Annotated in this window: 23 protein-coding genes; 22 read left to right on the top strand and 1 reads right to left on the bottom strand. The window is 53.2% G+C overall.

Features of this window, described 5'->3' with window-relative positions:
- Positions 1-1323, bottom strand: coding sequence for an HlyC/CorC family transporter (locus ACTQ1N_RS01390; RefSeq protein WP_441953911.1), 1323 nt, complete (start codon positions 1321-1323; stop codon positions 1-3).
- A 148-nt stretch (positions 1324-1471) separates the two neighbouring features.
- On the opposite strand from ACTQ1N_RS01390, the gene rho reads away from it, so the two are divergent.
- From rho to ACTQ1N_RS01280, 22 genes are all read left to right on the top strand, one after another.
- Complete coding sequence (rho, locus tag ACTQ1N_RS01385; protein WP_441953909.1) at positions 1472-3598, top strand: transcription termination factor Rho; 2127 nt, start codon at positions 1472-1474, stop codon at positions 3596-3598.
- A 233-nt stretch (positions 3599-3831) separates the two neighbouring features.
- A complete protein-coding gene (gene rpmE / locus ACTQ1N_RS01380) occupies positions 3832-4044 on the top strand; it encodes a 50S ribosomal protein L31 (RefSeq protein ID WP_154524686.1) in 213 nt (70 codons plus the stop codon).
- Between the two features lie 79 nt (positions 4045-4123).
- Positions 4124-5245 carry a DUF1385 domain-containing protein gene (locus tag ACTQ1N_RS01375; RefSeq protein WP_441953907.1) on the top strand — a complete coding sequence of 374 codons (1122 nt, stop codon included), beginning with the start codon at positions 4124-4126 and terminating at the stop codon, positions 5243-5245.
- Positions 5242-6174 (top strand): peptide chain release factor N(5)-glutamine methyltransferase, encoded by a 933-nt coding sequence (prmC, locus tag ACTQ1N_RS01370; RefSeq protein ID WP_441953905.1) that lies wholly within the window; start codon positions 5242-5244, stop codon positions 6172-6174. The genes ACTQ1N_RS01375 and prmC overlap by 4 nt, the downstream gene beginning before the upstream one ends.
- Positions 6175-6183: 9 nt before the next feature.
- Complete coding sequence (gene prfA, locus ACTQ1N_RS01365) at positions 6184-7257, top strand: peptide chain release factor 1 (RefSeq protein WP_441953903.1); 1074 nt, start codon at positions 6184-6186, stop codon at positions 7255-7257.
- 17 nt (positions 7258-7274) lie between these two features.
- The gene (gene glmM, locus ACTQ1N_RS01360; protein WP_441953901.1) at positions 7275-8630 is read left to right on the top strand and encodes a phosphoglucosamine mutase; all 1356 of its coding nucleotides are present in this window, start codon (positions 7275-7277) and stop codon (positions 8628-8630) included.
- An 18-nt stretch (positions 8631-8648) separates the two neighbouring features.
- Positions 8649-9551, top strand: coding sequence for a DUF2156 domain-containing protein (locus ACTQ1N_RS01355; RefSeq protein ID WP_441953899.1), 903 nt, complete (start codon positions 8649-8651; stop codon positions 9549-9551).
- A complete protein-coding gene (locus ACTQ1N_RS01350; protein ID WP_441953897.1) occupies positions 9548-10741 on the top strand; it encodes a pyridoxal phosphate-dependent aminotransferase in 1194 nt (397 codons plus the stop codon). The genes ACTQ1N_RS01355 and ACTQ1N_RS01350 overlap by 4 nt, the downstream gene beginning before the upstream one ends.
- A 92-nt stretch (positions 10742-10833) precedes the next feature.
- Complete coding sequence (hisC, locus tag ACTQ1N_RS01345) at positions 10834-11892, top strand: histidinol-phosphate transaminase (protein ID WP_441953895.1); 1059 nt, start codon at positions 10834-10836, stop codon at positions 11890-11892.
- Positions 11893-11918: 26 nt separating this feature from the next.
- Positions 11919-12419, top strand: coding sequence for a COG2426 family protein (locus tag ACTQ1N_RS01340; RefSeq protein WP_441953893.1), 501 nt, complete (start codon positions 11919-11921; stop codon positions 12417-12419).
- Between the two features lie 2 nt (positions 12420-12421).
- A complete protein-coding gene (locus ACTQ1N_RS01335; RefSeq protein WP_441953891.1) occupies positions 12422-13192 on the top strand; it encodes a class I SAM-dependent DNA methyltransferase in 771 nt (256 codons plus the stop codon).
- Positions 13193-13351: 159 nt separating this feature from the next.
- Positions 13352-14236 carry a diaminopimelate epimerase gene (dapF, locus tag ACTQ1N_RS01330; RefSeq protein WP_441953889.1) on the top strand — a complete coding sequence of 295 codons (885 nt, stop codon included), beginning with the start codon at positions 13352-13354 and terminating at the stop codon, positions 14234-14236.
- 76 nt (positions 14237-14312) lie between these two features.
- On the top strand, positions 14313-15530 hold the full coding sequence (locus ACTQ1N_RS01325) for an LL-diaminopimelate aminotransferase (protein ID WP_441953887.1): 1218 nt from the start codon (positions 14313-14315) through the stop codon (positions 15528-15530).
- Positions 15527-16921, top strand: coding sequence for a polysaccharide deacetylase family protein (locus tag ACTQ1N_RS01320; RefSeq protein ID WP_441953885.1), 1395 nt, complete (start codon positions 15527-15529; stop codon positions 16919-16921). Before ACTQ1N_RS01325 ends, ACTQ1N_RS01320 begins: the two co-directional genes overlap by 4 nt.
- A gap of 225 nt (positions 16922-17146) precedes the next feature.
- The gene (rpmG, locus tag ACTQ1N_RS01315; RefSeq protein ID WP_277067743.1) at positions 17147-17296 is read left to right on the top strand and encodes a 50S ribosomal protein L33; all 150 of its coding nucleotides are present in this window, start codon (positions 17147-17149) and stop codon (positions 17294-17296) included.
- A gap of 32 nt (positions 17297-17328) precedes the next feature.
- Positions 17329-17535, top strand: coding sequence for a preprotein translocase subunit SecE (secE, locus tag ACTQ1N_RS01310; RefSeq protein WP_154524710.1), 207 nt, complete (start codon positions 17329-17331; stop codon positions 17533-17535).
- Between the two features lie 37 nt (positions 17536-17572).
- Positions 17573-18214 carry a transcription termination/antitermination protein NusG gene (gene nusG / locus ACTQ1N_RS01305; RefSeq protein WP_441953882.1) on the top strand — a complete coding sequence of 214 codons (642 nt, stop codon included), beginning with the start codon at positions 17573-17575 and terminating at the stop codon, positions 18212-18214.
- Between the two features lie 46 nt (positions 18215-18260).
- The gene (gene rplK / locus ACTQ1N_RS01300; protein ID WP_154524711.1) at positions 18261-18686 is read left to right on the top strand and encodes a 50S ribosomal protein L11; all 426 of its coding nucleotides are present in this window, start codon (positions 18261-18263) and stop codon (positions 18684-18686) included.
- Between the two features lie 68 nt (positions 18687-18754).
- The gene (rplA, locus tag ACTQ1N_RS01295) at positions 18755-19447 is read left to right on the top strand and encodes a 50S ribosomal protein L1 (protein WP_441953879.1); all 693 of its coding nucleotides are present in this window, start codon (positions 18755-18757) and stop codon (positions 19445-19447) included.
- Between the two features lie 550 nt (positions 19448-19997).
- Positions 19998-21236, top strand: a complete 1239-nt coding sequence (locus ACTQ1N_RS01290) for an ABC transporter substrate-binding protein (RefSeq protein WP_441953877.1) — start codon at positions 19998-20000, stop codon at positions 21234-21236.
- Between the two features lie 210 nt (positions 21237-21446).
- A complete protein-coding gene (locus tag ACTQ1N_RS01285) occupies positions 21447-22268 on the top strand; it encodes a carbohydrate ABC transporter permease (RefSeq protein WP_441953875.1) in 822 nt (273 codons plus the stop codon).
- Positions 22269-23126, top strand: a complete 858-nt coding sequence (locus ACTQ1N_RS01280; protein WP_441953873.1) for a carbohydrate ABC transporter permease — start codon at positions 22269-22271, stop codon at positions 23124-23126.
- Positions 23127-23138: the final 12 nt, after the last annotated feature.

The raw sequence follows: 23138 nt of genomic DNA, 5'->3' as shown, positions 1-23138 counted from the left end.
TCAGGGCTCCGGAGAAGTATGGCGGGCACGCTCTTCTTCAGCGCCCGAATGATCCGATAAGGCAGGAGGCAGCGTAAGGCGCACCGTTTCGATGCGTCTTTTTTTCATGCACTCCACGCGGAGGGTGATGCCCTCCGGTGTCGTTACTTCATCCTTGGCACGGGGCAGACGGTCTCCAAGCTGCTGGATCAGATACCCGCCGATGGAATCGTAATCTTCTGACTCAAGATCTGTTCCCAGGCGCTCGTTGAGATCATCCAGCTTGACACTGCCCTGGATCAGATAGGTATTCTGTCCGATCTTGCGGATCCAGTCCTGCTCATCCGCATCATATTCGTCCCGTATTTCTCCGACAAGCTCTTCGATGAGATCCTCGAATGTGATCATGCCCGAGGCGGCGCCGTACTCATCCAGGACAATGGCCAGGGAGTAGTTGCCTGCCTGCATCTCTTCCATAAGAGAGACGACCGACTTGGACTCAAAGGTAAAATATGGCTGATACATGATCATCGCCGGAGAGAAATCCTTCTTTTTCGAGTCCTCGAGAAAACAGAAGTCTTTGATGTTGATGATGCCGACAATGTGGTCACGACCGTCCCTGTAGACCGGAAGGCGGGTAAAGCGCTCCCGCTGGAAGACCTGGGAAATGTGCTCGTAGCTGTCGTCCGCGCTCACGGCGATCATGTCTGCCCGCGGGACCATGATGTCACCGGCGGTCTGATCCGTGAGGTCATAGACATTGTTGATCAGTGTCCGTTCCTCTCCTGTTGTCTCACCCTCCTCGTGACTGACATCAACCATTGTGCGGATTTCGTCCTCCGTGATGGTTGAGTCTCCGCCGGTCCTGCTGACATGCAGGAGCTTCATGGCTCCGGAGGAGAGGAGATTTACAGCCCAGATCAGAGGCGTCAGGACAATCATCAGAAAATGAATGACCGGTGCGTATCTCAGCGACAGTTTTTCGGAGTTGACATTCGCCGCATTCTTCGGTGTGATTTCTCCGAATATCAGAATCAGAAGCGTCAGAATGCCTGTAGCCAGTCCGACGCTCCGGCTTCCGAAAAGACTGATCGCCAGCGTTGTGGAGAGTGAAGAGGCAGACAGGTTTACGACGTTGTTGCCGATCAGGATGCAGGACAGCATCTTTTCCTGGGCGTCAAGTACGCTGAGCACTGTGGCTGCGCGCTTGTTCCCGGAGTCGGATAGCGTCCGGATCCGGACACGGTTTACTGTTGTCAGAGCTGTCTCCGCAGAGGAGAAGAACCCGGACAAAAGAATCAGAATCAATAGCAGGACAATCTGAATGCCAGTATGTGCTGACAACAGACACCACTTCCTTTCAGGATAAAATGACAGGGCAGCCTGTCCGTCTGCTTCAGAGGGGTTGCCCTTGCCACAATTTTATGGTAATTTCATTGGAAATGCAACGAAAGGTGTTTTATTTTTCAAAAAAGTATGCTATGTTGGGCATATGGCAGAGGTGCCATCGACTCTAATCATTCAGAAATCGTCTTCTCTTAATTTCTGTTTTCAACAATCCAGACAATATGAAGGAAGTTTTATGACAAAAGATCAGTTGCAGCTGTTGTCTGTCGCCGTTCTCCGGGATATGGCGAAGAAAAGTGGTGTGAAGAGCGTCTCGGCGCTGAGGAAGAGTGCGCTTATAGATGCTCTTTTAGAGAACCAGAAGAATAACAGTGAAAACAATTCCGGCCATGGATCAGAACCATCCGGGACTCCCTCGAAGGATCATGAGAGACGGGAGAATCACGGAAGACAGAATCCGGACCGTGAGGAAAACCGGGCGCATGCCTCGGAAGCGAGCCGCGAGACAGCGAAGCTGGTTGATAGAGGATCCGGCCGCGGAGAAGAGATGCAGGGCAGTACCGGGGACGCAGCGCGGCAGACCTCAGGCGTGAGTCGTGAGACAGGCCGGACGGACGAGACAGCTTCGGGACACAGAAACAAGGTCAGCACCAGACGCGAGGGCGGTCAGAGCAGCAGCACCGGCCGCGAGGGCGGTCAGACGCAGGGGGTCAGAAGACAGCTGCGGAGAAGGACGACCCGGGAGCAGGCAAGAGGCAGGCAGCCAATGACACGGACGGCGCAGCCGGCTGTCCGGGAAAGCCATGACACACGGACGTACCAGGCACGCGGGAATTCCGGAAATCCTTATCCGGCGGGTGGAAACGCCGGACTTTCCGGCTCCACAGCCGGATATTCGGGAACTGGAGCATCGGTGGCCGGATCGAGGATGCTGGATCATCGGACTGTTTCCGATTCTGCAGCCCAGGGAATCGGTGCTGCGGGTGTCGGGAGCCGGGTGCAGGACCACAGACAGGATCAGACTGGCGCTTCTGCGGGCAGCCAGGGAGCAGGAATGAGAACTCCGGAGAACCCGAAACCGGCTCCGGAACGGGAACGGTTTCTCGGGGAGGATAACAAGCTTCCGATGGAACTGAAGGATCTCGATTCCGGACATGAGGTGGGAGGTGTTCTGGAAGTTATGTCTGACGGGTATGGATTTATCCGTTCGGACAATTACCTTCCCGGAGATTCTGACATCTATGTGTCTCCCTCCCAGATCAGGCGTTTCGGACTGCGCACCGGGGATATCATCACCGGCAATACCAGGATCCGGGCACAGCAGGAAAAGTTTCAGGCGCTCCTGTTTGTCAGAACCGTGAACGGCCTGACGCCGGCAGAGATCGCGAACAGATGTACATTTGAAAGCATGACGCCGATCTTTCCGAATGAGCGGCTCCGCATGGAACGGACACCGCGGGAAATTTCGATGCGGATTGTAGATTTAATTGCGCCGATCGGAAAAGGACAGAGAGGCATGATTGTCTCGCCGCCGAAGGCCGGAAAAACAACCCTCCTGAAGGACATCTCCAGATCCATTCTGCTGAACAACCCGGAGGAGCATATCATCATCATGCTGATCGATGAGCGCCCGGAGGAAGTAACGGACATTCGGGAGGCGATTACCGGGGACAATGTCGAAGTGCTCTACTCGACATTCGACGAGACGCCGGAACATCACAGACGTGTTGCCGAGATGGGAATCGAGCGCGCGAAACGTCTGGTGGAGCTGAAGAGGGATGTGGTCATTCTGCTTGATTCCATCACCAGGCTGGCGAGGGCGTACAACCTGATCGTGCCTGCATCCGGGCGTACGCTGTCCGGAGGAATCGATCCGGCGGCGCTTCATCCGCCGAAGAAGTTTTTTGGCGCAGCCAGAAATATGAGAGAGGGTGGAAGCCTGACAATCCTGGCGACGGCGCTGATCGACACTGGCTCAAAGATGGATGACGTCGTCTACGAGGAATTCAAGGGGACAGGAAACATGGAACTGATTCTGGACCGCAAGCTCTCGGAGAGAAGAATCTTCCCGGCGATCGACATTCAGCGGTCGGGAACCAGGAGAGAGGATCTCTTGTTGAGCCGGGAGGAGGCGGACGCTGTCACGATCATGCGCAGGGCCCTCAACGGTATGAAGAGCGACGAGGCGACGGAGCGGATTCTGGATCTGTTCATGCATACCAGGTCGAACGAAGAACTAATCCGCACGATTCTGCGGCAGCGTATGGTCTGAAGCAGACGGAGCGGTCCGGCCTGGACAAAGGTGTTTACAAACATTTCCGGGCTGTGCTATACTGGCTCTGCTGTGCCTGATTGCAGACAGAGGCAGGCCATTGATGAGAATGGCTTTCAGGTACGCAAACTGCATGGACTTGCAGGGATTGTCCGCTGAGAGCGGGAATCTACGGCGGTGCGGGAAGGAAGCACCGGCGCAGCAGTTCACATTCCGTCAGAGAGGTGAGAATTATGAAGGAAGGAATCCATCCGAAGTACTATCAGGCTACCGTTACATGCAACTGCGGGAACACATTCGTGACCGGCTCGACAAAGCCGGAGATTCACGTTGAGGTCTGCTCCAAGTGCCATTCGTTCTACACAGGACAGCAGAAGCAGGCTCAGGCTCGCGGACGTATTGATAAGTTCAATAAGAAGTACGGTTTCGGCAGCGAGAAGCAGTAATAAGGTTGCAGTTTTCGGAGGGTTGAGGTTGCTCAGAGAAGAGGCCTCAGCCCTTCTTTGTTTAAAGGAAAACAAACTTATGAAGTACTCAAACATCGGCGGACAGGCCGTCATGGAAGGCGTCATGATGAGAAACGGCGCGCTCTATGCAGTCGCAGTCCGGACAGCTGACAATCAGATTACGGTCCAGACCGGGACACACCATTCCGCCGCCGGAAAAGTCCGGAAGATTCCGATCGTCAGAGGAGTTGTCGCGTTCGTCGACTCGCTTGTTCTGGGGATGAAGGCACTCATGTTCTCGGCAGACCGGTTTGCAGAAGAATCGGAGAAGGAACTGGAAGAGCGTCTGGCCCAGGAACAGAAGAAAGCGGAGAAGAAGGCAGAAAAGCTGCAAAGAGCCGGCAGGGGGAAGGAAGCGGCGGCCATTCTTGAAAAGGCGGGAGAGGATGCGCAGAAGCAGCGGGAGACGCTCAGGGCAAGATCCCAGTCCGGGAATGGCAAGTCGGAGGATTCTGACAACACCGTGCTTTTAGCCTTCACAGTCATCATTTCGCTTGTGGTTTCCGTTGCCCTGTTCATGATGCTGCCATATTTTCTCTCAAGACTTCTGAAGGGAATCGGGGCGCCGGAGGCGGTGATTTCCATCATGGAAGGGGTGCTTCGTCTGGCCATTTTCTTCGGATATATGCTGCTGATTTCCCGGATGAAGGACATTCAGCGGACGTTCATGTATCATGGTGCGGAGCATAAGTGCATCAACTGTATCGAACACGGGCTGGAGCTGAATGTGGAGAATGTCAGGAAGAGCTCGAAGGAGCATAAGCGCTGCGGGACAAGCTTCCTGCTGTTCGTCATGATTGTCTCCATCGTATTTTTCCTGTTTATCCGGACACCGGACCCGGTCATGAGAATTGTCATCCGGCTGCTTCTGATTCCGGTTGTCGCCGGAGTATCCTATGAATTTATCCGTCTGGCCGGCCTGTATGACAACAAACTCGTCGATGTCCTCTCAAAACCGGGGCTTGCACTCCAGGGGCTTACAACGAGAGAGCCGGATGATGCCCAGATCGAGGTCGGAATTGCGTCTGTGGAGGCAGTCTTCAACTGGAAAAAGTATCTGAATGAGAATTTCGGCGCTCACTATGTACTGACGGATGCGGATGAGCCGAAGGGAGGAAAGGAGCTTTACACGCTGAGATGAAGGAGGTCATGTCATGCCGCCGTGCAACCTTCCGGCAGGCGAAGAGAGATGCGGCGGCGGAACTCTCCCGGAGGGGAGTACCGGACGCAGACATTGACGCCGGGCTCCTTCTCGAATATGCTTCGTCGATGGGCAGAACACAGCTCCTTCTCCTGGAAGAAGAGGAGGTGCCGGAGGCAGTTCTGCCCCGATACAGGGAAGCCGTGCGGCTGAGGAGCTGCAGGGTGCCGCTTCAGCAGATTACCGGGGAGGCAGACTTCTGCGGAATCCGGTTTGAGGTATCCGATCAGGTACTGACGCCGAGGCAGGATACGGAGATCCTGGAGGAGGAAGCGGTAAAACGGATCCAGGTACTTCAGAAGAAGGCTTGTGCGAAGGAGACTGACGGAGCACGGAGAGGTCAAAGACCGGTCAGGGTGCTCGATCTTTGTACGGGATCGGGCTGTCTGATCGTTGCGGCGGCGAGGCTTTGTCCCGGTATCGAGGCAGTCGGAACGGACATTTCGGGGCCGGCCCTTGACATTGCCAGAAGAAACGCTGAAAATTCAGGTACCGATGTGACATTCCTGGAAGGTGATCTCTTTGAGAAGGTAGAAGGAACCTTTGATGTGATCCTGTCCAATCCGCCCTACATCCGGACGGGAGACATCGGAGACCTGATGGAGGAGGTCCGGGATCACGAGCCGTTACTGGCACTGGACGGAGGAACGGATGGCCTTTCCTTTTACAGGAGAATTGTCCGAGCGGCGCCGCAGTACCTCAATCCCGGCGGCAGTCTTCTGTTTGAGATCGGATTTGATGAGGGGCAGGATGTGACGGAGATGCTGAGACAGGCAGGTTTCAGGGAGGTCAGGATCATCAGAGATCTGAACGGCCTGGATCGGGTGGTCTCCTCTGTTTTCCCGGGGACTGACCCCTGTCAGGAGTAACAGACTGTTATGTTTGAAAAATTAGAAGATGTAAGGCAGAGGCTGGAGGAGATCGACCGGTCACTGAGCCATCCGGATGCAGGTTCCGATCCGGCGGCTCTCGGCAGGCTGATGAAGGAACGTTCGCGCCTGGAGCCGGTTGTCACAGCATACTCCCGGATGCTGAAGGCCAGGGAGACGATTCAGGATCTGGAGGGGCTTCTTCGGGAGGAAACAGATCCGGAGATGGTATCCTATCTGAAGGAGGAGCTGAGGGCTGCCAGACAGGAAGCGGAAAAGCTGTCCGGAGAACTCCAGCTCCTGCTGCTGCCGCGGGACGAGAACGATGGGAAGAATGTGGTTCTGGAAATCCGGGCAGGCGTCGGCGGCGATGAGGCAGCCCTCTTTGCAGCCGACCTGTGCAGGATGTATCTTCGCTATTCGGAGCGCAAGGGCTGGAAGGCGGAGGTGACATCGATCAATGAAAACGGACTCGGAGGCTATAAGGAGTGTGTCCTTCTGATCAGCGGGGAGGATGCGTGGTCACATCTGAAGTATGAAAGCGGCACACACAGGGTGCAGCGGGTACCGGAGACGGAGTCTGCCGGGAGAATTCACACTTCGGCTGCGACCGTCGCGGTCATGCCGGAGGCGGATGAGATCGATGTAGATCTGGATCTTGGCGAGTGCAGATTTGATGTGTTCCGTGCACATGGCAATGGCGGTCAGTGCGTCAACACGACGGACTCCGCTGTCAGGCTCGTTCATATCCCGACTGGGATTGTCATATCCTGCCAGGATGAAAAGTCTCAGCTGAAGAACAAGGACAAGGCGATCCGGATCCTGCGCTCAAAGCTGCTGCTGCTCCGCCAGATGGAGCAGCAGGAGAGCGAGGCAAAAACCAGGAGGGACCAGATTGGCTCCGGTGACCGGAGCGAGAAGATTCGCACGTACAATTTTCCGCAGGGAAGGGTAACTGACCACCGCGTGCACCTGACCGTATACCGGATTGATCAGATTATGGACGGCGACCTGGACCAGCTGGTCAAACCACTGATCGCAGCAGAACAGGCTGAAAAACTGGCAGAGGCAGCAGAGGTATAAAGAGGAGGAAGTTTGATATGGGGAAGTACTTCGGAACGGATGGATTTCGCGGGGAGGCGAATGTGACGCTGAATGTCCAGCATGCATTTCAGGTCGGACGTTTCCTGGGCTGGTACTATGGACAGCAGCATGAGGATGGCAAGGCAAAGATTGTCATCGGAAAGGATACCAGAAGATCCAGTTATATGTTCGAGGACGCGCTGAGCGCGGGGCTTGTAGCCTCCGGGGCAGATGCTTACCTGCTCCATGTGACAACGACTCCTTCCGTTGCCTTCTGCGTCCGTCTGGATGACTTTGACTGCGGGATCATGATTTCAGCCAGCCACAATCCATATTATGACAATGGGATCAAGATTATATCCGGAACCGGGCAGAAGATCGATGCTTCTATCGAGGAAAAGATTGAGGCTTACATCGATGGCAGGAGCGGGGAAATTCCGCTTGCTGTACGCGATCGGATCGGCCGCACGCAGGATTATGTGGCCGGCAGAAACCGCTACATCGGCTATCTGATCTCTCTTGCGACCCGCTCTTTCAAAAACTACCGAATCGGAATCGACTGCTCCAACGGCAGTTCCAGCTCGATTGCAAAGAGCGTGTTTGACGCACTCGGAGCAAAGACCTATGTCATCAACAACCATCCGGATGGCACGAACATCAATGCAGACTGCGGAAGCACCCATATCCATGCGCTTCAGGAATTTGTGAAGGAAAACAACCTGGATGTCGGGTTCGCCTACGATGGGGATGCAGACCGCTGCATCGCGGTCGATGAAGCAGGCCGGGAGGTCAACGGCGATCTGATCATGTATGTATGCGGCAAATATATGAAAGAACACGGACAGCTGAAGGACAACACCGTTGTCACAACCGTAATGTCGAACATCGGTCTGTACAAGGCGCTGGAGCGTGAGGGCATGCGCTACGAGCAGACCCAGGTCGGTGACAAGTATGTCTATGAGAATATGTCGGCAAATGGGTACAGCCTCGGGGGCGAGCAGTCCGGGCACATTATCTTCAGCAAGCATGCGACGACAGGGGACGGAATTCTGACTTCTCTGATGGTGATGGAGACGATGATTGCCTCCAAGCGGACGCTCGGGGACCTGCAGGCAGAATGCCGCATCTATCCGCAGATGCTGAAGAATGTACGCGTAGCCGACAAGAAGGCTGTGATGGAAAACGAAAAAGTGAAGGCCGCGATCGAAAAGGCTGAAGAGGAGCTTGGATCGGACGGCCGCATCCTCGTGCGTCCCTCCGGAACGGAGCCGGTCGTCCGCGTGATGGTGGAGGCTGAGTCGGATGACCTCTGCGCAAAGTATGTCTATGACGTGGCAGCCGTGATGCGCAGCGAAGGCCTTGTAGCAGGCTGATAAGCCGGAAAGGATTGTATGGATTTACCAACGTCGCGATTCAAAGAGATCACACTTGCGGACCAGGAGCTCTTACTCCCGTTCTACAGAAGGTTGAATTCCCGTTCATGCGATGACTGTTTTTCAAACCTCTATCTGTGGAAGCATCTTGAGCCGATGGAGTACCAGATTTCAGATGGTGTACTGATTCTGAAGTCGAAGACACCGAAGCCCTTTTTCCGTTTCCCGATGGGAGAGCCGGAAAAGCTCCCCGCGGCACTGGACGCAATGACCGGCCTTGCCAGCGAGGAAGGAGCACCGTTTCGAATCCGGTATGTGACGAAGGAACAGTTTGATCTGATTGAGACGGCCTGTCCGGGAAAGTTTCATTTTGAGCCGACCCGGAATTACTGGGACTATGTTTATGAGACGGAGAAGCTGAAGAATCTGTCCGGAAGAAAATATCACGGAAAGAAAAATCATATTAACAAATTCCTGCGGGATTACCCGGACTGGTCTTTCGAGCCGATCACGGATGACAATGTGGAAGAATGCTTCCAGATGGGACTGAAGTGGCGGGTGCTGAATGATTGTGATGAGCTTTACGAAAAACGGATCGAGATGTGCGTGGCGCTGAACTCGCTCCGGCTCCTGAAGGAACTTCATCTGACCGGCGGTCTCCTTCGGGTGAACGGTCAGGTCGTGGCTTACACGATCGGGGAAAAGGTGAATGACGATACCTTTGTGGTCCATATCGAGAAAGCGCTGACCGATGTCGAGGGCGCCTACACCGTGATCAATCAGCAGTTTGTCGAGCACGCGATGGACGGGATTCCGTATGTAAACCGGGAAGATGATACCGGAGATGAGGGACTCCGGGAGGCAAAGGAAAGCTATCATCCGGTGATGATGGTTGAAAAAGGAGAGGTGACGCTCCAGTGATTGCAAAGGCAATGCAGGAACTCGTGCAGAATTCAAGCGCAATCCGGGCGATGTTTGAGGAAGGCAGACGGATGGCGGCGGAATACGGGGCGGAGAATGTCTATGACTTTTCCCTCGGGAATCCGAATGTTCCGGCTCCGGCAGGCGTCGGGGCGCAGATCAGGAACCTGACGGAGACAGTTCCGCCGCTGAAGCTTCACGGCTATATGCCCAATGCCGGATTCGAGGAAGTCCGGGAAAAGATCGCAGACAACCTGAATGAAAGGTTTTCCACAGCTTTCACCAGCCGGAGCATTCTGATGACGGTTGGAGCAGCCGGCGGGCTGAATGTAACGCTGAAGACGCTGCTTGACCCGGGGGATGAAGTGCTGGTGTTTGCCCCGTTTTTCGGTGAATACAGAAGCTATGTGGCGAACCATCAGGGAGTGCTCAGAGCTGTGCCCCCTGAACCGGAGCATTTTCTCCTGAATCTGGAGGCTGCGGAGAAGCTGATCAGCAGGCGGACAAAGGCTGTCATTCTGAACAACCCGAACAATCCGACCGGAGTGGTTTACCCGGAGGAGCAGATCCGGCAGCTTGCAGAGCTGCTCTGCCGGATGGAGAAAAAGTATGGTACATCGATCTACCTGATTTCCGATGAGCCGTACAGGGAACTGGTATACGACGGGAAGAAGGTTCCGTTTCTGACAAAGTATTATCACAATACGATCGTGGGCTATTCGTTCAGCAAATCGCTGTCTCTTCCAGGGGAACGGATCGGGTATCTGGTAATGCCGGATGAGCTGGATGATGCGCAGCAGATTCAGGCAGCGGCAGCGGTTGCAAACCGTGTTCTCGGTTTTGTCAATGCTCCAAGCCTGATGCAGCTGGCAGTCGCAGGCTGCCTGGAGGCGAAGGTGGATCTGGATTTCTATGACCGGAACAGAAAGCGTCTCTGCGAGGGGCTGAACAGATATGGATATTCTTATGTGAAGCCGGAGGGAGCCTTTTATCTGTGGATGAAGAGCCCGCTGGACGATGAACGGGACTTTGTCGCGGAGGCAAAGAAAGAGCACCTTCTGTTTGTGCCCGGGCGGTCATTTGAAGGACCCGGATATGTACGGATTGCCTACTGTGTCTCGCCGGAGACGATCGAGCGGTCTATGCCGGCATTTGAAAGACTGGCGGAACGGACAATCCGGCGCGCGTAAATGAGCGGTGAATTTGATCCGGCATGCCTGCTGAATGGCAGGAAAACATGCGTGGCATAGATCAGACTGGGAAGGACGAAGAGGAGAGAAAGATGGCTTCATGGGAAGATGGCGTCAGAAGAGTCGTGCCTTACACACCCGGCGAGCAGCCGAAGGATCTTCATATTGTAAAGCTGAATACGAATGAGAATCCATACCCTCCATCACCGAGGGTGATGGCCGCGCTTTCGGGTGTGACAGAGGAAAGCCTCCGGAGGTATCCGGATCCGGCGGCAGCTGCTCTGACGAAGACGCTGGCGGATGCATATCATGTCTCACAGGATCAGGTGTTTGTCGGGGTAGGGTCTGATGATGTGCTGGCGATGAGCTTTCTGACTTTCTTCAATTCCGGAAAGTCCATTCTTTTTCCGGATATCACGTACTCCTTCTATGAGGTCTGGGCCGATCTGTTCCGGATCCCGTATCAGAAGCAGAAACTGAATGCGGAGTTTGAGATCGTCAAGAATGATTATCTGAAGGAAAACGGCGGAATCATCTTTCCAAACCCCAATGCGCCTACAGGCGTTCTGATGGAGAAGGGGGCGGTGAGGGACATTCTACTGGCCAACCCGGACAGTGTTGTGATTGTGGATGAGGCCTACATTGATTTCGCTCCGGACGGAAGCAGCGCGCTGTCGCTGCTTCCGGAGTTCGATAACCTGCTTGTTGTGCAGACCTTTTCGAAGAGCAGAAGCCTTGCGGGCATGCGAATTGGATTTGCGATCGGATCGGCAAAACTGATCCGATATCTGAGTGACTGCAAGTATTCCTTCAATTCCTATACGATGAACCAGGCCGCGCTTGCTGCAGGAAAAGCTGCCGCGGAGGATTCCGGATGGTACAGGGAGACAGCCGGGAAGGTGATTGCGACGCGGGAGAGAAGCAAAAAAGTGCTGTCGTCACTTGGCTTTTCCTTTGCCGATTCACAAACGAACTTTTTGTTTGTCCGGCATGAGAAGGCGCAGGCAAGGGATCTGTTCCAGGCGCTCAGAAGGGCGGGCATCATCGTCCGGTATTTTGACAGCCCGCGGATCGACAATTATCTGCGGATCACGATCGGGACGGACGAGCAGATGGACGTTCTGTTTGACTTCCTGAAATCGTATCTGTAAACCCATCATAAAAAGGAGTTTTCTCTATGACGAACGCGGTTGCCGTCTGGTTCGCGAATAACCTCGGACATATTATGCCTGCCGAGCTGGTCTGTTTCATTGTCTCCCTTTTCCCGATTCTCGAGTGCAGGGGAGGTCTGATTGTGGCGAAGCTCCTCGGGGTGAATCTGCTGACAGCTCTTCCGATCTGCATCATCGGAAACATCCTTCCGGTTCCGTTTATTCTGCTTCTGCTGAATAAAATTTTTCAGTTTTTCAAGAGAACGAAGCATCACAAACTGGTCGATAAGATTGAAGCACACGCGATGAAGAAGAGTGAAAGCCTCAGCCGAGGGGAATTTCTGGGACTTCTGCTCTTTGTCGGGATTCCGCTTCCTGGAACAGGTGCCTGGACCGGCAGTATGATCGCGGCACTGCTTGGTATGGACAGAAAGAGATCCTCTGTGGCAATTGGGCTTGGCGTCCTGCTTGCTGCATTTATCATCTCGGTGATTTTCTATGGACTGCTCGGAGGAATCATTCACTGAACATGGCGATGTATGAAAGCTTTGCGCAGGTTTACGACAAATTCATGGACAATGTCCCGTATGACAGCTGGGCCCGGCAGCTTTGCCGGATTCTTTCCGGCTATGGAATTGACGATGGCCTTGTCCTCGACCTGGGCTGCGGGACGGGCCAGATGACCCGGCGCCTGAGGGACAGAGGATATGACATGATCGGTGTTGACGACTCTGAGGACATGCTCCAGGTGGCAATGGAACATGAACAGGCAGGAGGAAACATCCTGTATCTGCAGCAGGACATGAGGGTCTTTGAACTGTATGGGACGGTCAGGGCAGTCTGTTCGTGCTGTGACTGCCTGAACTACCTGGAGTCGGAGGAGGACCTGCTGAAGGTTTTCAGGCTGGTGGAGAATTATCTGGACCCGGGCGGTATCTTTGTGTTTGATATGAACACAGCATCCTATTATGAACATGAGCTTGCGCAGAATGTCTTTGCGGATGTGAGAGAGGAATGCGCGCTGGTCTGGGAGAACGATTACCATCCCGAACGCCGTGAAAATGAATATGACCTGACGATATTTGCACGTCTTGAGAACGGCCTTTACCAGAGGGCATCCGAGACTCATATTGAGAGGGCCTACCCGATGGATACTGTGAAGAGACTGGCGGAGGAGGCCGGGCTGATTTTTCAGGCTGCCTTCGACGGTTATTCGGAGCGGCCGCTTGCGCCGGACAGCAGCCGGATGCTGCTTGTATTTCGGGAATCCGGCCGTAAGCTTAGCAGGCAGGGCAGATGAAAAGCGGACCAGGCCTGCCACCTGGAAAGCAGTGACAACGCTGACTGCGCATCTGAAGGGACGCCGCCGGAAGCGGTTGCCGCGGACTTCGGAATCGTGTATGCTGAAGGGCATAGTCAACCACCAGGAAGGGTTTTGACAGAAGGGAGACAGCCTCACATGAAATTTACCAAGATGCATGGCTGCGGCAATGACTACGTTTATGTGAATGGGTTTGAGGAGAACGTGCAGGATCCGGAGAAGGCGGCGGTTATCATTTCTGACCGTCATTTCGGAGTCGGGTCGGATGGACTGATCATCATCAGACCTTCCCTCACGGCGGATTGTTTCATGGATATGTACAACGCTGACGGATCCAGAGGGAAGATGTGCGGAAACGGGATCCGGTGCGTGGCAAAGTATGTTTATGACCATGGAATGGTTCGAAAGGAACGGATGACCGTCGAGACACTTTCCGGGGTCAAGACGCTCGATCTTCACGTGAAGGATGGGAAGGTCGAGACTGTGCGCGTCGATATGGGAAGCCCGGTGCTGGAGCCGGAGAAGATTCCGGTCCGTCTGGGAGAAGCCGGTGAAAGCCTGGTTACTGAGAAAAAGCCTTACGGAAGGGTCATTCTGGATGCACCTCTGAATGTGAATGGACAGAGCTGGCCTGTAACCTGCGTCTCGATGGGGAATCCGCATTGTATCACGAGGGTCCGGGATCCGTATGAGCTGGATCTTCCGGCGATCGGGCCTCATTTTGAGCATCACCCGGTATTTCCGGAGGGAGTGAACACGGAATTCATCCAGGTTGAGGACAGGGAGAATGTCCGGATGCGTGTCTGGGAACGGGGGAGCGGCGAAACCTGGGCGTGCGGAACAGGTGCGTGCGCCGTCGGGGTGGCCTGTATTCTGAATGGATGGACAGACAGGAAGGTGAAGATTCATCTTCGGGGCGGAGATCTTCTGGTCGAGTGGGACGAGGAGAAAAACACCGTCTTCATGACCGGACCGGCTGTCACGGTTTTTGAGGGAGAGATTCGCCTGCAGGTGATTAAATAAAACCGGCCTGAGAAGGGCGGTGTTTCAGGGCGAAGACAGTAGATCAGGCAGAGAAGAGCTGTCAGAGAGGAGAACTATGTACAGAGTCAATGAGGATTATCTGAAGCTTCCCGGAAGCTATTTGTTTTCCACAATCGGAAAAAAGTCCAGGGCATTCAAGGAGGCTCATCCTGAGGCGGATGTGATCAGTCTCGGGATCGGCGATGTGACGCAGCCACTTGTACCTGCGATCATCAAGGCACTGCACGCTGCGGTGGACGATATGTCCCGCGCGGAAACTTTCCACGGGTATTCCCCTGATCTTGGATACAGCTGGCTGCGCGAGACAATCGCAAAAAACGACTATGAAGACAGAGGCTGCAGCATCAGCCCGGACGAGATTTTTATCTCCGATGGCGCAAAGAGCGATTCGGGGAATATTCAGGAAATCTTTTCACGGGACAGCCGGATTGCGGTCTGCGACCCGGTTTATCCGGTCTACGTGGACTCAAACGTCATGGCAGGCCGCTGCGGAACCTATGATCCGAAGACGGAGCGCTGGAGTGATGTGATCTATATGCCATGCGTGGCGGAAAACAATTTCACGCCGGAGCTTCCGAAGCAGGAACCGGATATCATTTATCTCTGCTATCCGAACAATCCGACAGGAGCTTCCATCACAAAGGAGCGTTTGAGTGAGTGGGTTGATTATGCAAACAGGATCGGCGCCGTGATCATATACGATGCTGCATATGAGGCTTACATCTCTGCCCCGGATGTCCCGCACTCGATCTATGAATGTGAAGGCGCCCGCAGCTGCGCGATCGAGATCCGCTCATTTTCGAAGAATGCAGGTTTCACAGGCACGCGTCTGGGCTTTACTGTAGTGCCGAAGGATCTGGAACGCGGCGGGGTGAAGCTTCATTCCCTGTGGGCGAGAAGACATGGGACCAAGTTCAACGGGGCACCTTACATCGTCCAGAAGGCGGCGATGGCGGTTTACTCCGAGGAGGGAAAGAAGGAGCTGAAGGAGCAGGTCGGATACTACAAGAGAAACTGCAGGGTGATCATGGACGCACTGAAGGAATCCGGCTATGAAGTGTATGGCGGCGTTGACGCACCATATATCTGGATGAAGACGCCGGGACAGATGACATCCTGGGAGTTCTTTGACAAGCTGCTGGAGCAGGCCCATGTTGTTGGAACACCAGGGGCAGGTTTCGGACCGAGCGGAGAGCATTATTTCCGCCTGACCGCGTTCGGAACATATGAGAATACAAAAGAGGCGGTCCGCCGGATTCAGAGGATGTCATGATGCGCAAGGCACATTCCCCGGTTTTTCGAAAAGCAGCCGCTGCCACTGCAGCTGTGGGGCTTGTTGCAGCTGTACTGGGGCTTTCGGGCTGCAGCCGCAGGCAGATGAATGACCAGATTGCCGAGGCGATCGGGACAGACGGCAAGTACGAGAACAATGAGCCGGTTGAAACCCCAAAGATGAAGGAGCAGCGGGCAGCACAGGAGCAGTCGGAGTCAGAGGAACAGAATGTCTCACAGATCCTCCAGACAGCTGCGGACCAGGCTGCAGGATATAATTATGAGGAAGCCATCGCAACGCTGAATACGCTTTCCGGAAACCTTGCGCTGGACAGCCGTGTGGCAGAGGCCAGGAAGCAGTATGAGGCGGGCGACGCTGCGCTCACGGCCTGGGATGGAGACATTCCTCATCTGTGCTTCCCGACCCTGATTGAGGACCCGTCAAGGGCATTTGACGGAGACAGCCTGTCAGACACGTACAAGAGCACGATGGTAACGACAGATGAGTTCAAGGCGATGCTTCAGAGCCTGTATGAGAACAACTACATCCTGGTTGACATCCACAGCATCGCGAAACTGCAGTCCGAGGGGGACATGGAGCTCCAGACGCTCAGGCTCCCTTCCGGGAAGAAACCAATTGTTCTTTCCCAGGACAACGTGGACTACTCCTCTGTGAAAAACGGGGACGGGATTGCGACCGCACTGACAGTAGAGGACGGAGCGGTCAAGGCACAGTATACAGATGAAGACGGGCACGATCTGTCCGGAGATTATGATCTGGTTCCGATTCTGGACTCCTTTATTGCAGAACATCCGGACTTTTCGTTCCGCGGGGCGCGTGGAATCGTCTCGGTTTCCGGTAAAAACGGTGTGTTCGGCTATCAGCTTCCGGACACAGCAAGTACAGGGGCATCCTCAGAATCTGAAAATGGAGATCAGGCGGGTTCTTCTTCCGGAAACAGCGCGGCTTCCTACACGGATGGCCAGAAGAAGATCGCGGAGATCGCGAAGACGCTTACAGATGAGGGATGGAGCATCGCGTCCGCTGGCTGGTCCCATTCTTACATGAATGACGCGTCCATGACAACGGACCAGTTCAGACAGGAGATCGACAGCTGGGAGAGCAAAGTCGCGCCGCTGACCGGGAAGGCAGACATCCTGTTTTTTCCGTATGGGGCGGAAGTCTCCTACCCTGGGGACAGCCTCAGTTACCTGCTTAAGAACGGACTGGTTTATCTCTGCGGCCTGTGGGGAGACACAGACTACAAGGAAATCGGGGATGGCTATATGAGAATGACCAGACGCTTTGTCGATGGTTACTCGCTGAAGAATGCGCCTGACAATTTTTCGTCATTCTTCAACGTGTCGGACCTCATCGACAAGAATCGGTGAAAATGGGTCATTCGGGGAATCAGCCGAAGAACGGCTGGCATCATAGAAAACCGGCATCATAGAAAACCCTGAACGGTGGTTGACTCTGATTTTATATGTGTGCTATACTTTTTCGGCGTATGAATGCAGTCAAAAGGGTTATTCTGCCCTTGAGACGACTGAAGACAGGCAGACAGACTGTTTTCTGCGATCATCTATCATATTACAGAGAGCGAGGTGGAAGTTGTGCGTACGAGAATCACTTTGGCGTGCACAGAATGCAAGCATCGTAACTACAATCTGACCAAAGAAAAGAAGAACCATCCGGAGCGGATGGAGGTCAGAAAGTACTGCCCATTCTGCAAAAAGCACACAGTGCACAAGGAAACGAAGTAACAAAGATTCAGCTGCTTTGAAGGAGAACCATAATGGCAGAAGACAAGGAATCCAGACTCCGTTCATTCTTCCGCGGCGTAAAGGTCGAGTGGGGCAAGATCATTTGGCCTTCGAAGAATACGCTTGCGAAGCAGACCGGGGCAGTGGTGGTTGTTTCAGTCATTCTGAGCGCGATCATCGCTATTCTTGATTATCTGATGAAGAGTGGCCTGGACAAGCTCCTGACAATCAGTCTATGAGCAGTTGTGCGGTAAACATGAAGGACAGGGTGAGAGAATGGCTGACACAGAATCTATGAACACGGAAAACAGCGGATCTGATGTACAGGAAGCCAAGTGGTATGTCGCTCACACATATTCCGGGTATGAGAACAAGGTGAAGGTTAACCTAGAGAAAACCATCGCCAATATGCATCTTGAAGATACCATCCTTGAAGTCCGGATTCCGGTTCAGGAGGTCGTTGAGACAACTGGAACGGATGAGGGCGAGGCTGACAAGATCGAGTACACGGAAGAGGGCGAGCGCAAGCCTCAGAAGAAAAAGAAGGCTCCGAAGCAGAAGCTTGTCAAGAGAAAGCTGTTTCCGGGCTACGTGTTCGTTCATATGATCCTGAATGATGATAACTGGTACATCGTCAGAAATACCAGGGGCGTCACGGGATTCGTCGGAGCAGATTCGACAAAGCCGATTCCGCTTACAGAGAGCGAGATGGTGAGCCTTGGTGTCGCGCCGCAGGCGCCGTCGATTGACTTCAACGTAGGAGATACGGTGAGGGTGACGAACGGTGTCTGGGTCAACGCAGTCGGCGTTGTCGATTCGATCGATGAGAGCCGCCAGACAGTCAAGATCAGCATCCCGGAATTCATGAACGGCACACCAGTCGGAATGAATGTTACGGACATCACGAAGGTAAAGTAAAGAGTGGGAGGGTATCCCCCGCTGGCACCACAAGGAGGTCATTATCATGGCAAAGAAAGTTACTGGCTATATCAAACTGCAGATCCCGGCAGGCAAGGCAACTCCTGCTCCGCCGGTCGGACCGGCGCTTGGTTCCCATGGCGTGAACATTGTACAGTTCACGAAGGAATTCAATGCGCGTACCGCAAATCAGGGCGACATGATTATCCCAGTCGTCATCACTGTCTACGCTGACAGGAGCTTCAGCTTCATCACGAAGACTCCGCCGGCACCGGTACTTCTGAAGAAGGCCTGCAATCTGAAGAGCGCATCCGGGACCCCGAACAAGGAGAAGGTTGCTTCCATCTCCAAGGAGAAGGTCCGCGAGATCGCTGAGCTGAAGATGCCAGATCTGAATGCTGCGAACATCGAGGCGGCGATGAGCATGATCGCCGGAACGGCTCGAAGCATGGGCATCACGGTCGAGGATTGAGAGTACTTGAAGGTCTGAGTCAAGTGGGAGGGAAATTCCCGAAAATACCACCAGGAGGTAGATTGAACATGAAGAGAGGTAAGAAATATCAGGACGCAGCAAAGCTGGTTGACCGCTCAAAGCTGTATGATGTCGACGAGGCTGTCGCTCTGGTAAAGAAGGTTGCATCCGCAGGGTTTGACGAGACAGTTGAATGCCATATCAGAACCGGCTGCGACGGACGCCATGCTGATCAGCAGATCAGAGGGGCAGTCGTCCTTCCGGCAGGAACCGGCAAGAAGGTTCGCGTCCTTGTGTTCGCAAAGAATGAAAAGGTTGACGAGGCAAAGGCAGCGGGAGCTGATTTTGTCGGAGGGCAGGAGCTGATTCCGAAGATTCAGAACGAAGGATGGCTCGATTTCGACGTTGTTGTTGCAACGCCTGACATGATGGGTGTTGTCGGACGTCTGGGCCGTGTCCTCGGACCCAAAGGCCTCATGCCTAACCCGAAGGCAGGAACGGTTACCATGGATGTCGCAAAGGCGATTCAGGATATTAAAGCCGGTAAGATCGAGTACAGACTGGACAAGGCAAATATCATCCATGTACCGGTCGGAAAGGCTTCCTTCACAGAAGAGCAGCTGAAGGAAAATTTCCAGACGCTGATGGAAGCAGTTGTCAAGGCAAGACCGTCCACTCTGAAGGGACAGTACCTGAAGAGTGTCACGCTTACTTCCACAATGGGACCAGGCATCAAGCTGAACCCGCTTAAGTTCGCGTGAAACAAATAGATTGATCGCAGGTAAGGGCAGCCCTCACGGGCTGCCCTTTTTTAGTATGACAGGCTTGCTTGCATATCACGGTTCCTGGCAGCCCAAGGCAAGAAACAGCACAATGAAGTGCATATGGAACGTACAGGGGCTTAAGATGCTGCATGGGGAACCCGACAGGATGTATCTGATATCAATTCTCGATACGCTTGATTTCTGAAAACCTTTTCTTATGTACAGAGCTTTTTTCCTTTGACAGAATTAATCGATTACGCATTTTTTGCATATGACAGTATTTTATCATTCACTGGGGATCAGCTCCACACTCGAGCCAACCGGATGACAAATAAAATGCACAAAATAAAGCATAAAAATGCCGTATATATGAACAAGATAACCGATTAACACAATCAGATATGAGATAATAGAGACAGAATCGCTATATTAATTGGCATAATACTGCCAATTTTAGGCATTATATCAATCCGGATATTGACGGGATTATCCGGATCCTGTACCATAAAAACAACAAAATCTGGCAAATAAAAAAGGAGGAATTGCTATGAACATGAAAAAGTTGACTGCAGGTCTTGTGCTCGGATCAGCAGTAGCCGGCATGGTGGCGGGATCGGCATACGCGGAGTCTTCTGACAAGATTTCGATCAGCGTGATTGCTGCTCAGTACGGCCAGCAGACAGCGAACTGGTGGAAGGGGTTTGAGAAGGATTTTGAAAAGGACAACCCAGACATTGATCTTAACGTGGATGTTGTATCATGGAATGATATCTATACGGCAGTCAACACCAGGATTGCAAACAAACAGGCACCGGATATCCTGAACATTGACGTCTTTGCCGACTATCAGGCAGACGGACTTCTTCTTCCAGCCAAGGACTATGTCTCGGAGGAAACCTACTCCAAGATGTACGAATCATTCCTTGAACAGTCGGTCGTAGATGGAACAGTCTGGGCGATTCCGGATCTGGCTTCTGCGAGAGCGATGTACTATAACGCGGACATTCTGAAGGAAGTCGGGGTGGAAGCTCCGAAGACCTGGGAGGATCTGAAGAATGTGTGCAAAGCGATCAAGGATCACTACAAGGGAGAAGTATATCCGTGGGGCATCGACCTGACGACAGATGAAGGCCAGGCAGCCTTTGCCTATTATACATGGAACAACGGCGGCGGTTTTGTTGATGACGACAATAACTGGGCGCTGAACAGTGACAAGAATGTCGAAGCCGTTGAGTTTGAGATCGGACTGATCAAGGACGGCTATACAAACACGGACCCTGCGAATGAAACCAGATATGATCTCCAGGATATGTTCGGAGCGGGCAAGATCGCGATGATGATCGGTCCAAACTCCATTCCGGCATACCTGAAGGAAGGCGGTTACTCCATCAATTACGAAGTCGCTCCGATCCCGACCAATACAGATACTTCCGTATCAGCAGGTGTTATGGATCGTTTTATGTGCTTTGACAATGGATACTCGGACGAAAAGCTGAAAGCGATCAGCACGTTCTTCGATTACTTCTATGACGATCAGCGCTATTCTGACTGGGTTCAGATGGAGGGCTTCCTTCCGGCAACCAAGACAGGCGGCGAGATCATTGCAAAGGCAGATGAAAGTATGGCGGCATGGGTTGATATCGTCGGCTCTTCCAAGTTCTATCCGACAGCAAAGGCTGAATGGGCCGATGTCAAGCAGGGCGTCATCGATGTCGAACAGAATGCGCTTCTGGGTGAGGACGTCAAGGAACTTCTGGACAGTCTTCAGAGTGAAATCGCAGGCTGACGTTCTTTGCCTGACGCCCCCTGAACCGCTCAGGCGGCAGCAACCCTTCGGCTCTTCATCAGATGTACAGTGAGAAGACAGGCCGGATGCTTATCCGGCCTGTCTCCGCAGCAAGGTCCTTTCAACCGTGTACAAAAACAGAGGATGTCAATGAAAAAGAAATATCGATTAATCGAACCATATATCTGGATCCTGCCCAGCTGCGTTCTCATGGCATTATTCATCGCGCTGCCGATCGGCATGGTTTTCAGGATGGCGTTCAGCCAGGTTACAAGGGCGGGAATTGTCAAGGGATTTACGGGATTTGACAACTTCATCGCTGCGACAGGAAAACCGGCTTTTAAGATTGTCCTGTGGAATACCTTTGTGTGGACAGTTGTTGTCGTTGCCGTATCGACCGTGGTCGGTTTTATCCTGGCATTGCTTCTGAACAATGAGTTCAGAGGAAGAAAGATTGCGAGGGCAATCGTGGTCTTCCCGTGGGCGACCACGCTTGTGATCCAGGCCAGTGTCTGGAATTTCATCATCAATACGGATTATGGCACGCTGAATACACTGCTGAAAAAACTGGGGATCATTTCGAGCAATGTCAACTGGACTCCGACGCCGGGCGCCTATTTTGCCTGGGAATGCTTTGTCGGAATCTTTGTCACCATCCCGTTTGTCACGTTCTGTGTCCTGTCGGGACTTCAGGGAATCGATGAGTCTTATTATGAGGCGGCAACGGCAGATGGAGCCAACTACTGGCAGAAGCTTTTCCACATCACAATTCCGCTGGTCCGTCCGCAGCTGACGGTCTCTACCGTGCTGAACATCATCTATGTATTCAATTCGTTTCCGATTATCTGGACCATGAGCAAGGGAGACCCGGCGAACAGGACGGATACGCTCGTCACCTATCTGTACAAGCTTGCGTTTTACAACGGCAAGCAGGGGCAGGCCGCAGCCATTTCGGTCATCGGCTTTCTGATTCTCCTGGTCTGTGCGAGTGTGTATATGGTCTTTACGTTAAGAGGACAGAAGGAGAGGTAAATGAAAAATACAGGAAAGAAAGCATTGACGGGGAAAAAGCTTGTCCTCCGCATTCTGCTTTATATTGCGGTAATCGCATTCTGTGTCGTGATTCTTTACCCTTATTTTATAATGTTCACGTCGGCACTCAAGAGCAGGGCAGAGATCTATTCAATCAATGGAACACTGCTGCCGATCAAGTGGAGATGGAGCAATCTGACTGACATCTGGCGCAAGGCCCCGATGCTGAACTATTTTCTGAATTCGATCATCATCGCCCTCGGGTCGACTGCCATCGCGATGGTGTGCGGGATTCCGGCCGCGTATGCCCTGACCCGCATGAAGTTCAAAGGACAGAATGTGTTCCTGGGCATTGTCATTGTGTCCCAGATGTTTGCACCGGTTGTCCTGGTGATCGGAATATACAAGATCATGATGACCTTCCATCTGGTTAATTCCCTGCTCGGCCTGATCCTTGTCAATGCAGCATTTAATCAGGCATTCACAGTCTGGCTTCTGCGGGGAACCTTCGATGCCATTTCCCCGGAGATGGAGAAAGCAGCAAGGATCGACGGCTGCGGAAGGGTACAAAGCATGTTCAAGGTGCTGCTTCCGATTGCTGCACCTGGCATCGTCACAACGCTGATCTTCGTTTTCATTAATGCATGGAACGAATATACCATCGCGCTGACCCTGATCTCCGATGATGTTGTCAAACCGCTCACGGTCGGGATCAATATCTTCAACGGTTATAACATGGTGGAATGGCAGTACCTGTTTGCTGCATCCCTGTTCTCCATCATCCCTGTCATTATCCTGTTCATCGGGATTGAAAAGAATCTGGCTTCCGGACTTGCGGCCGGAGGAGTGAAGGGGTAAAACGGGATAGGA

It is taken from the genome of Porcincola sp. LCP21S3_C12 (genome assembly GCF_052118625.1).
In the GTDB taxonomy this organism is placed as follows: Bacteria; Bacillota; Clostridia; order Lachnospirales; family Lachnospiraceae; genus Porcincola.
The sequence above is the reverse complement of the archived record's forward strand: the minus strand, read 5'-3'. Positions and strand labels throughout refer to the sequence as shown.

What these genes read in the sequence shown, in the direction of transcription:
- rho (WP_441953909.1), top strand. Translation starts at nt 1,472, where the DNA reads ATGGCAGAGGTGCCATCGACTCTAATCATTCAGAAATCGTCTTCTCTT.
- rpmE (WP_154524686.1), top strand. Translation starts at nt 3,832, where the DNA reads ATGAAGGAAGGAATCCATCCGAAGTACTATCAGGCTACCGTTACATGC.
- ACTQ1N_RS01375 (WP_441953907.1), top strand. Translation starts at nt 4,124, where the DNA reads ATGAAGTACTCAAACATCGGCGGACAGGCCGTCATGGAAGGCGTCATG.
- prmC (WP_441953905.1), top strand. Translation starts at nt 5,242, where the DNA reads ATGAAGGAGGTCATGTCATGCCGCCGTGCAACCTTCCGGCAGGCGAAG.
- prfA (WP_441953903.1), top strand. Translation starts at nt 6,184, where the DNA reads ATGTTTGAAAAATTAGAAGATGTAAGGCAGAGGCTGGAGGAGATCGAC.
- glmM (WP_441953901.1), top strand. Translation starts at nt 7,275, where the DNA reads ATGGGGAAGTACTTCGGAACGGATGGATTTCGCGGGGAGGCGAATGTG.
- ACTQ1N_RS01355 (WP_441953899.1), top strand. Translation starts at nt 8,649, where the DNA reads ATGGATTTACCAACGTCGCGATTCAAAGAGATCACACTTGCGGACCAG.
- hisC (WP_441953895.1), top strand. Translation starts at nt 10,834, where the DNA reads ATGGCTTCATGGGAAGATGGCGTCAGAAGAGTCGTGCCTTACACACCC.
- ACTQ1N_RS01340 (WP_441953893.1), top strand. Translation starts at nt 11,919, where the DNA reads ATGACGAACGCGGTTGCCGTCTGGTTCGCGAATAACCTCGGACATATT.
- ACTQ1N_RS01335 (WP_441953891.1), top strand. Translation starts at nt 12,422, where the DNA reads ATGGCGATGTATGAAAGCTTTGCGCAGGTTTACGACAAATTCATGGAC.
- dapF (WP_441953889.1), top strand. Translation starts at nt 13,352, where the DNA reads ATGAAATTTACCAAGATGCATGGCTGCGGCAATGACTACGTTTATGTG.
- ACTQ1N_RS01325 (WP_441953887.1), top strand. Translation starts at nt 14,313, where the DNA reads ATGTACAGAGTCAATGAGGATTATCTGAAGCTTCCCGGAAGCTATTTG.
- ACTQ1N_RS01320 (WP_441953885.1), top strand. Translation starts at nt 15,527, where the DNA reads ATGATGCGCAAGGCACATTCCCCGGTTTTTCGAAAAGCAGCCGCTGCC.
- secE (WP_154524710.1), top strand. Translation starts at nt 17,329, where the DNA reads ATGGCAGAAGACAAGGAATCCAGACTCCGTTCATTCTTCCGCGGCGTA.
- nusG (WP_441953882.1), top strand. Translation starts at nt 17,573, where the DNA reads ATGGCTGACACAGAATCTATGAACACGGAAAACAGCGGATCTGATGTA.
- rplK (WP_154524711.1), top strand. Translation starts at nt 18,261, where the DNA reads ATGGCAAAGAAAGTTACTGGCTATATCAAACTGCAGATCCCGGCAGGC.
- rplA (WP_441953879.1), top strand. Translation starts at nt 18,755, where the DNA reads ATGAAGAGAGGTAAGAAATATCAGGACGCAGCAAAGCTGGTTGACCGC.
- ACTQ1N_RS01290 (WP_441953877.1), top strand. Translation starts at nt 19,998, where the DNA reads ATGAACATGAAAAAGTTGACTGCAGGTCTTGTGCTCGGATCAGCAGTA.
- ACTQ1N_RS01285 (WP_441953875.1), top strand. Translation starts at nt 21,447, where the DNA reads ATGGCATTATTCATCGCGCTGCCGATCGGCATGGTTTTCAGGATGGCG.
- ACTQ1N_RS01280 (WP_441953873.1), top strand. Translation starts at nt 22,269, where the DNA reads ATGAAAAATACAGGAAAGAAAGCATTGACGGGGAAAAAGCTTGTCCTC.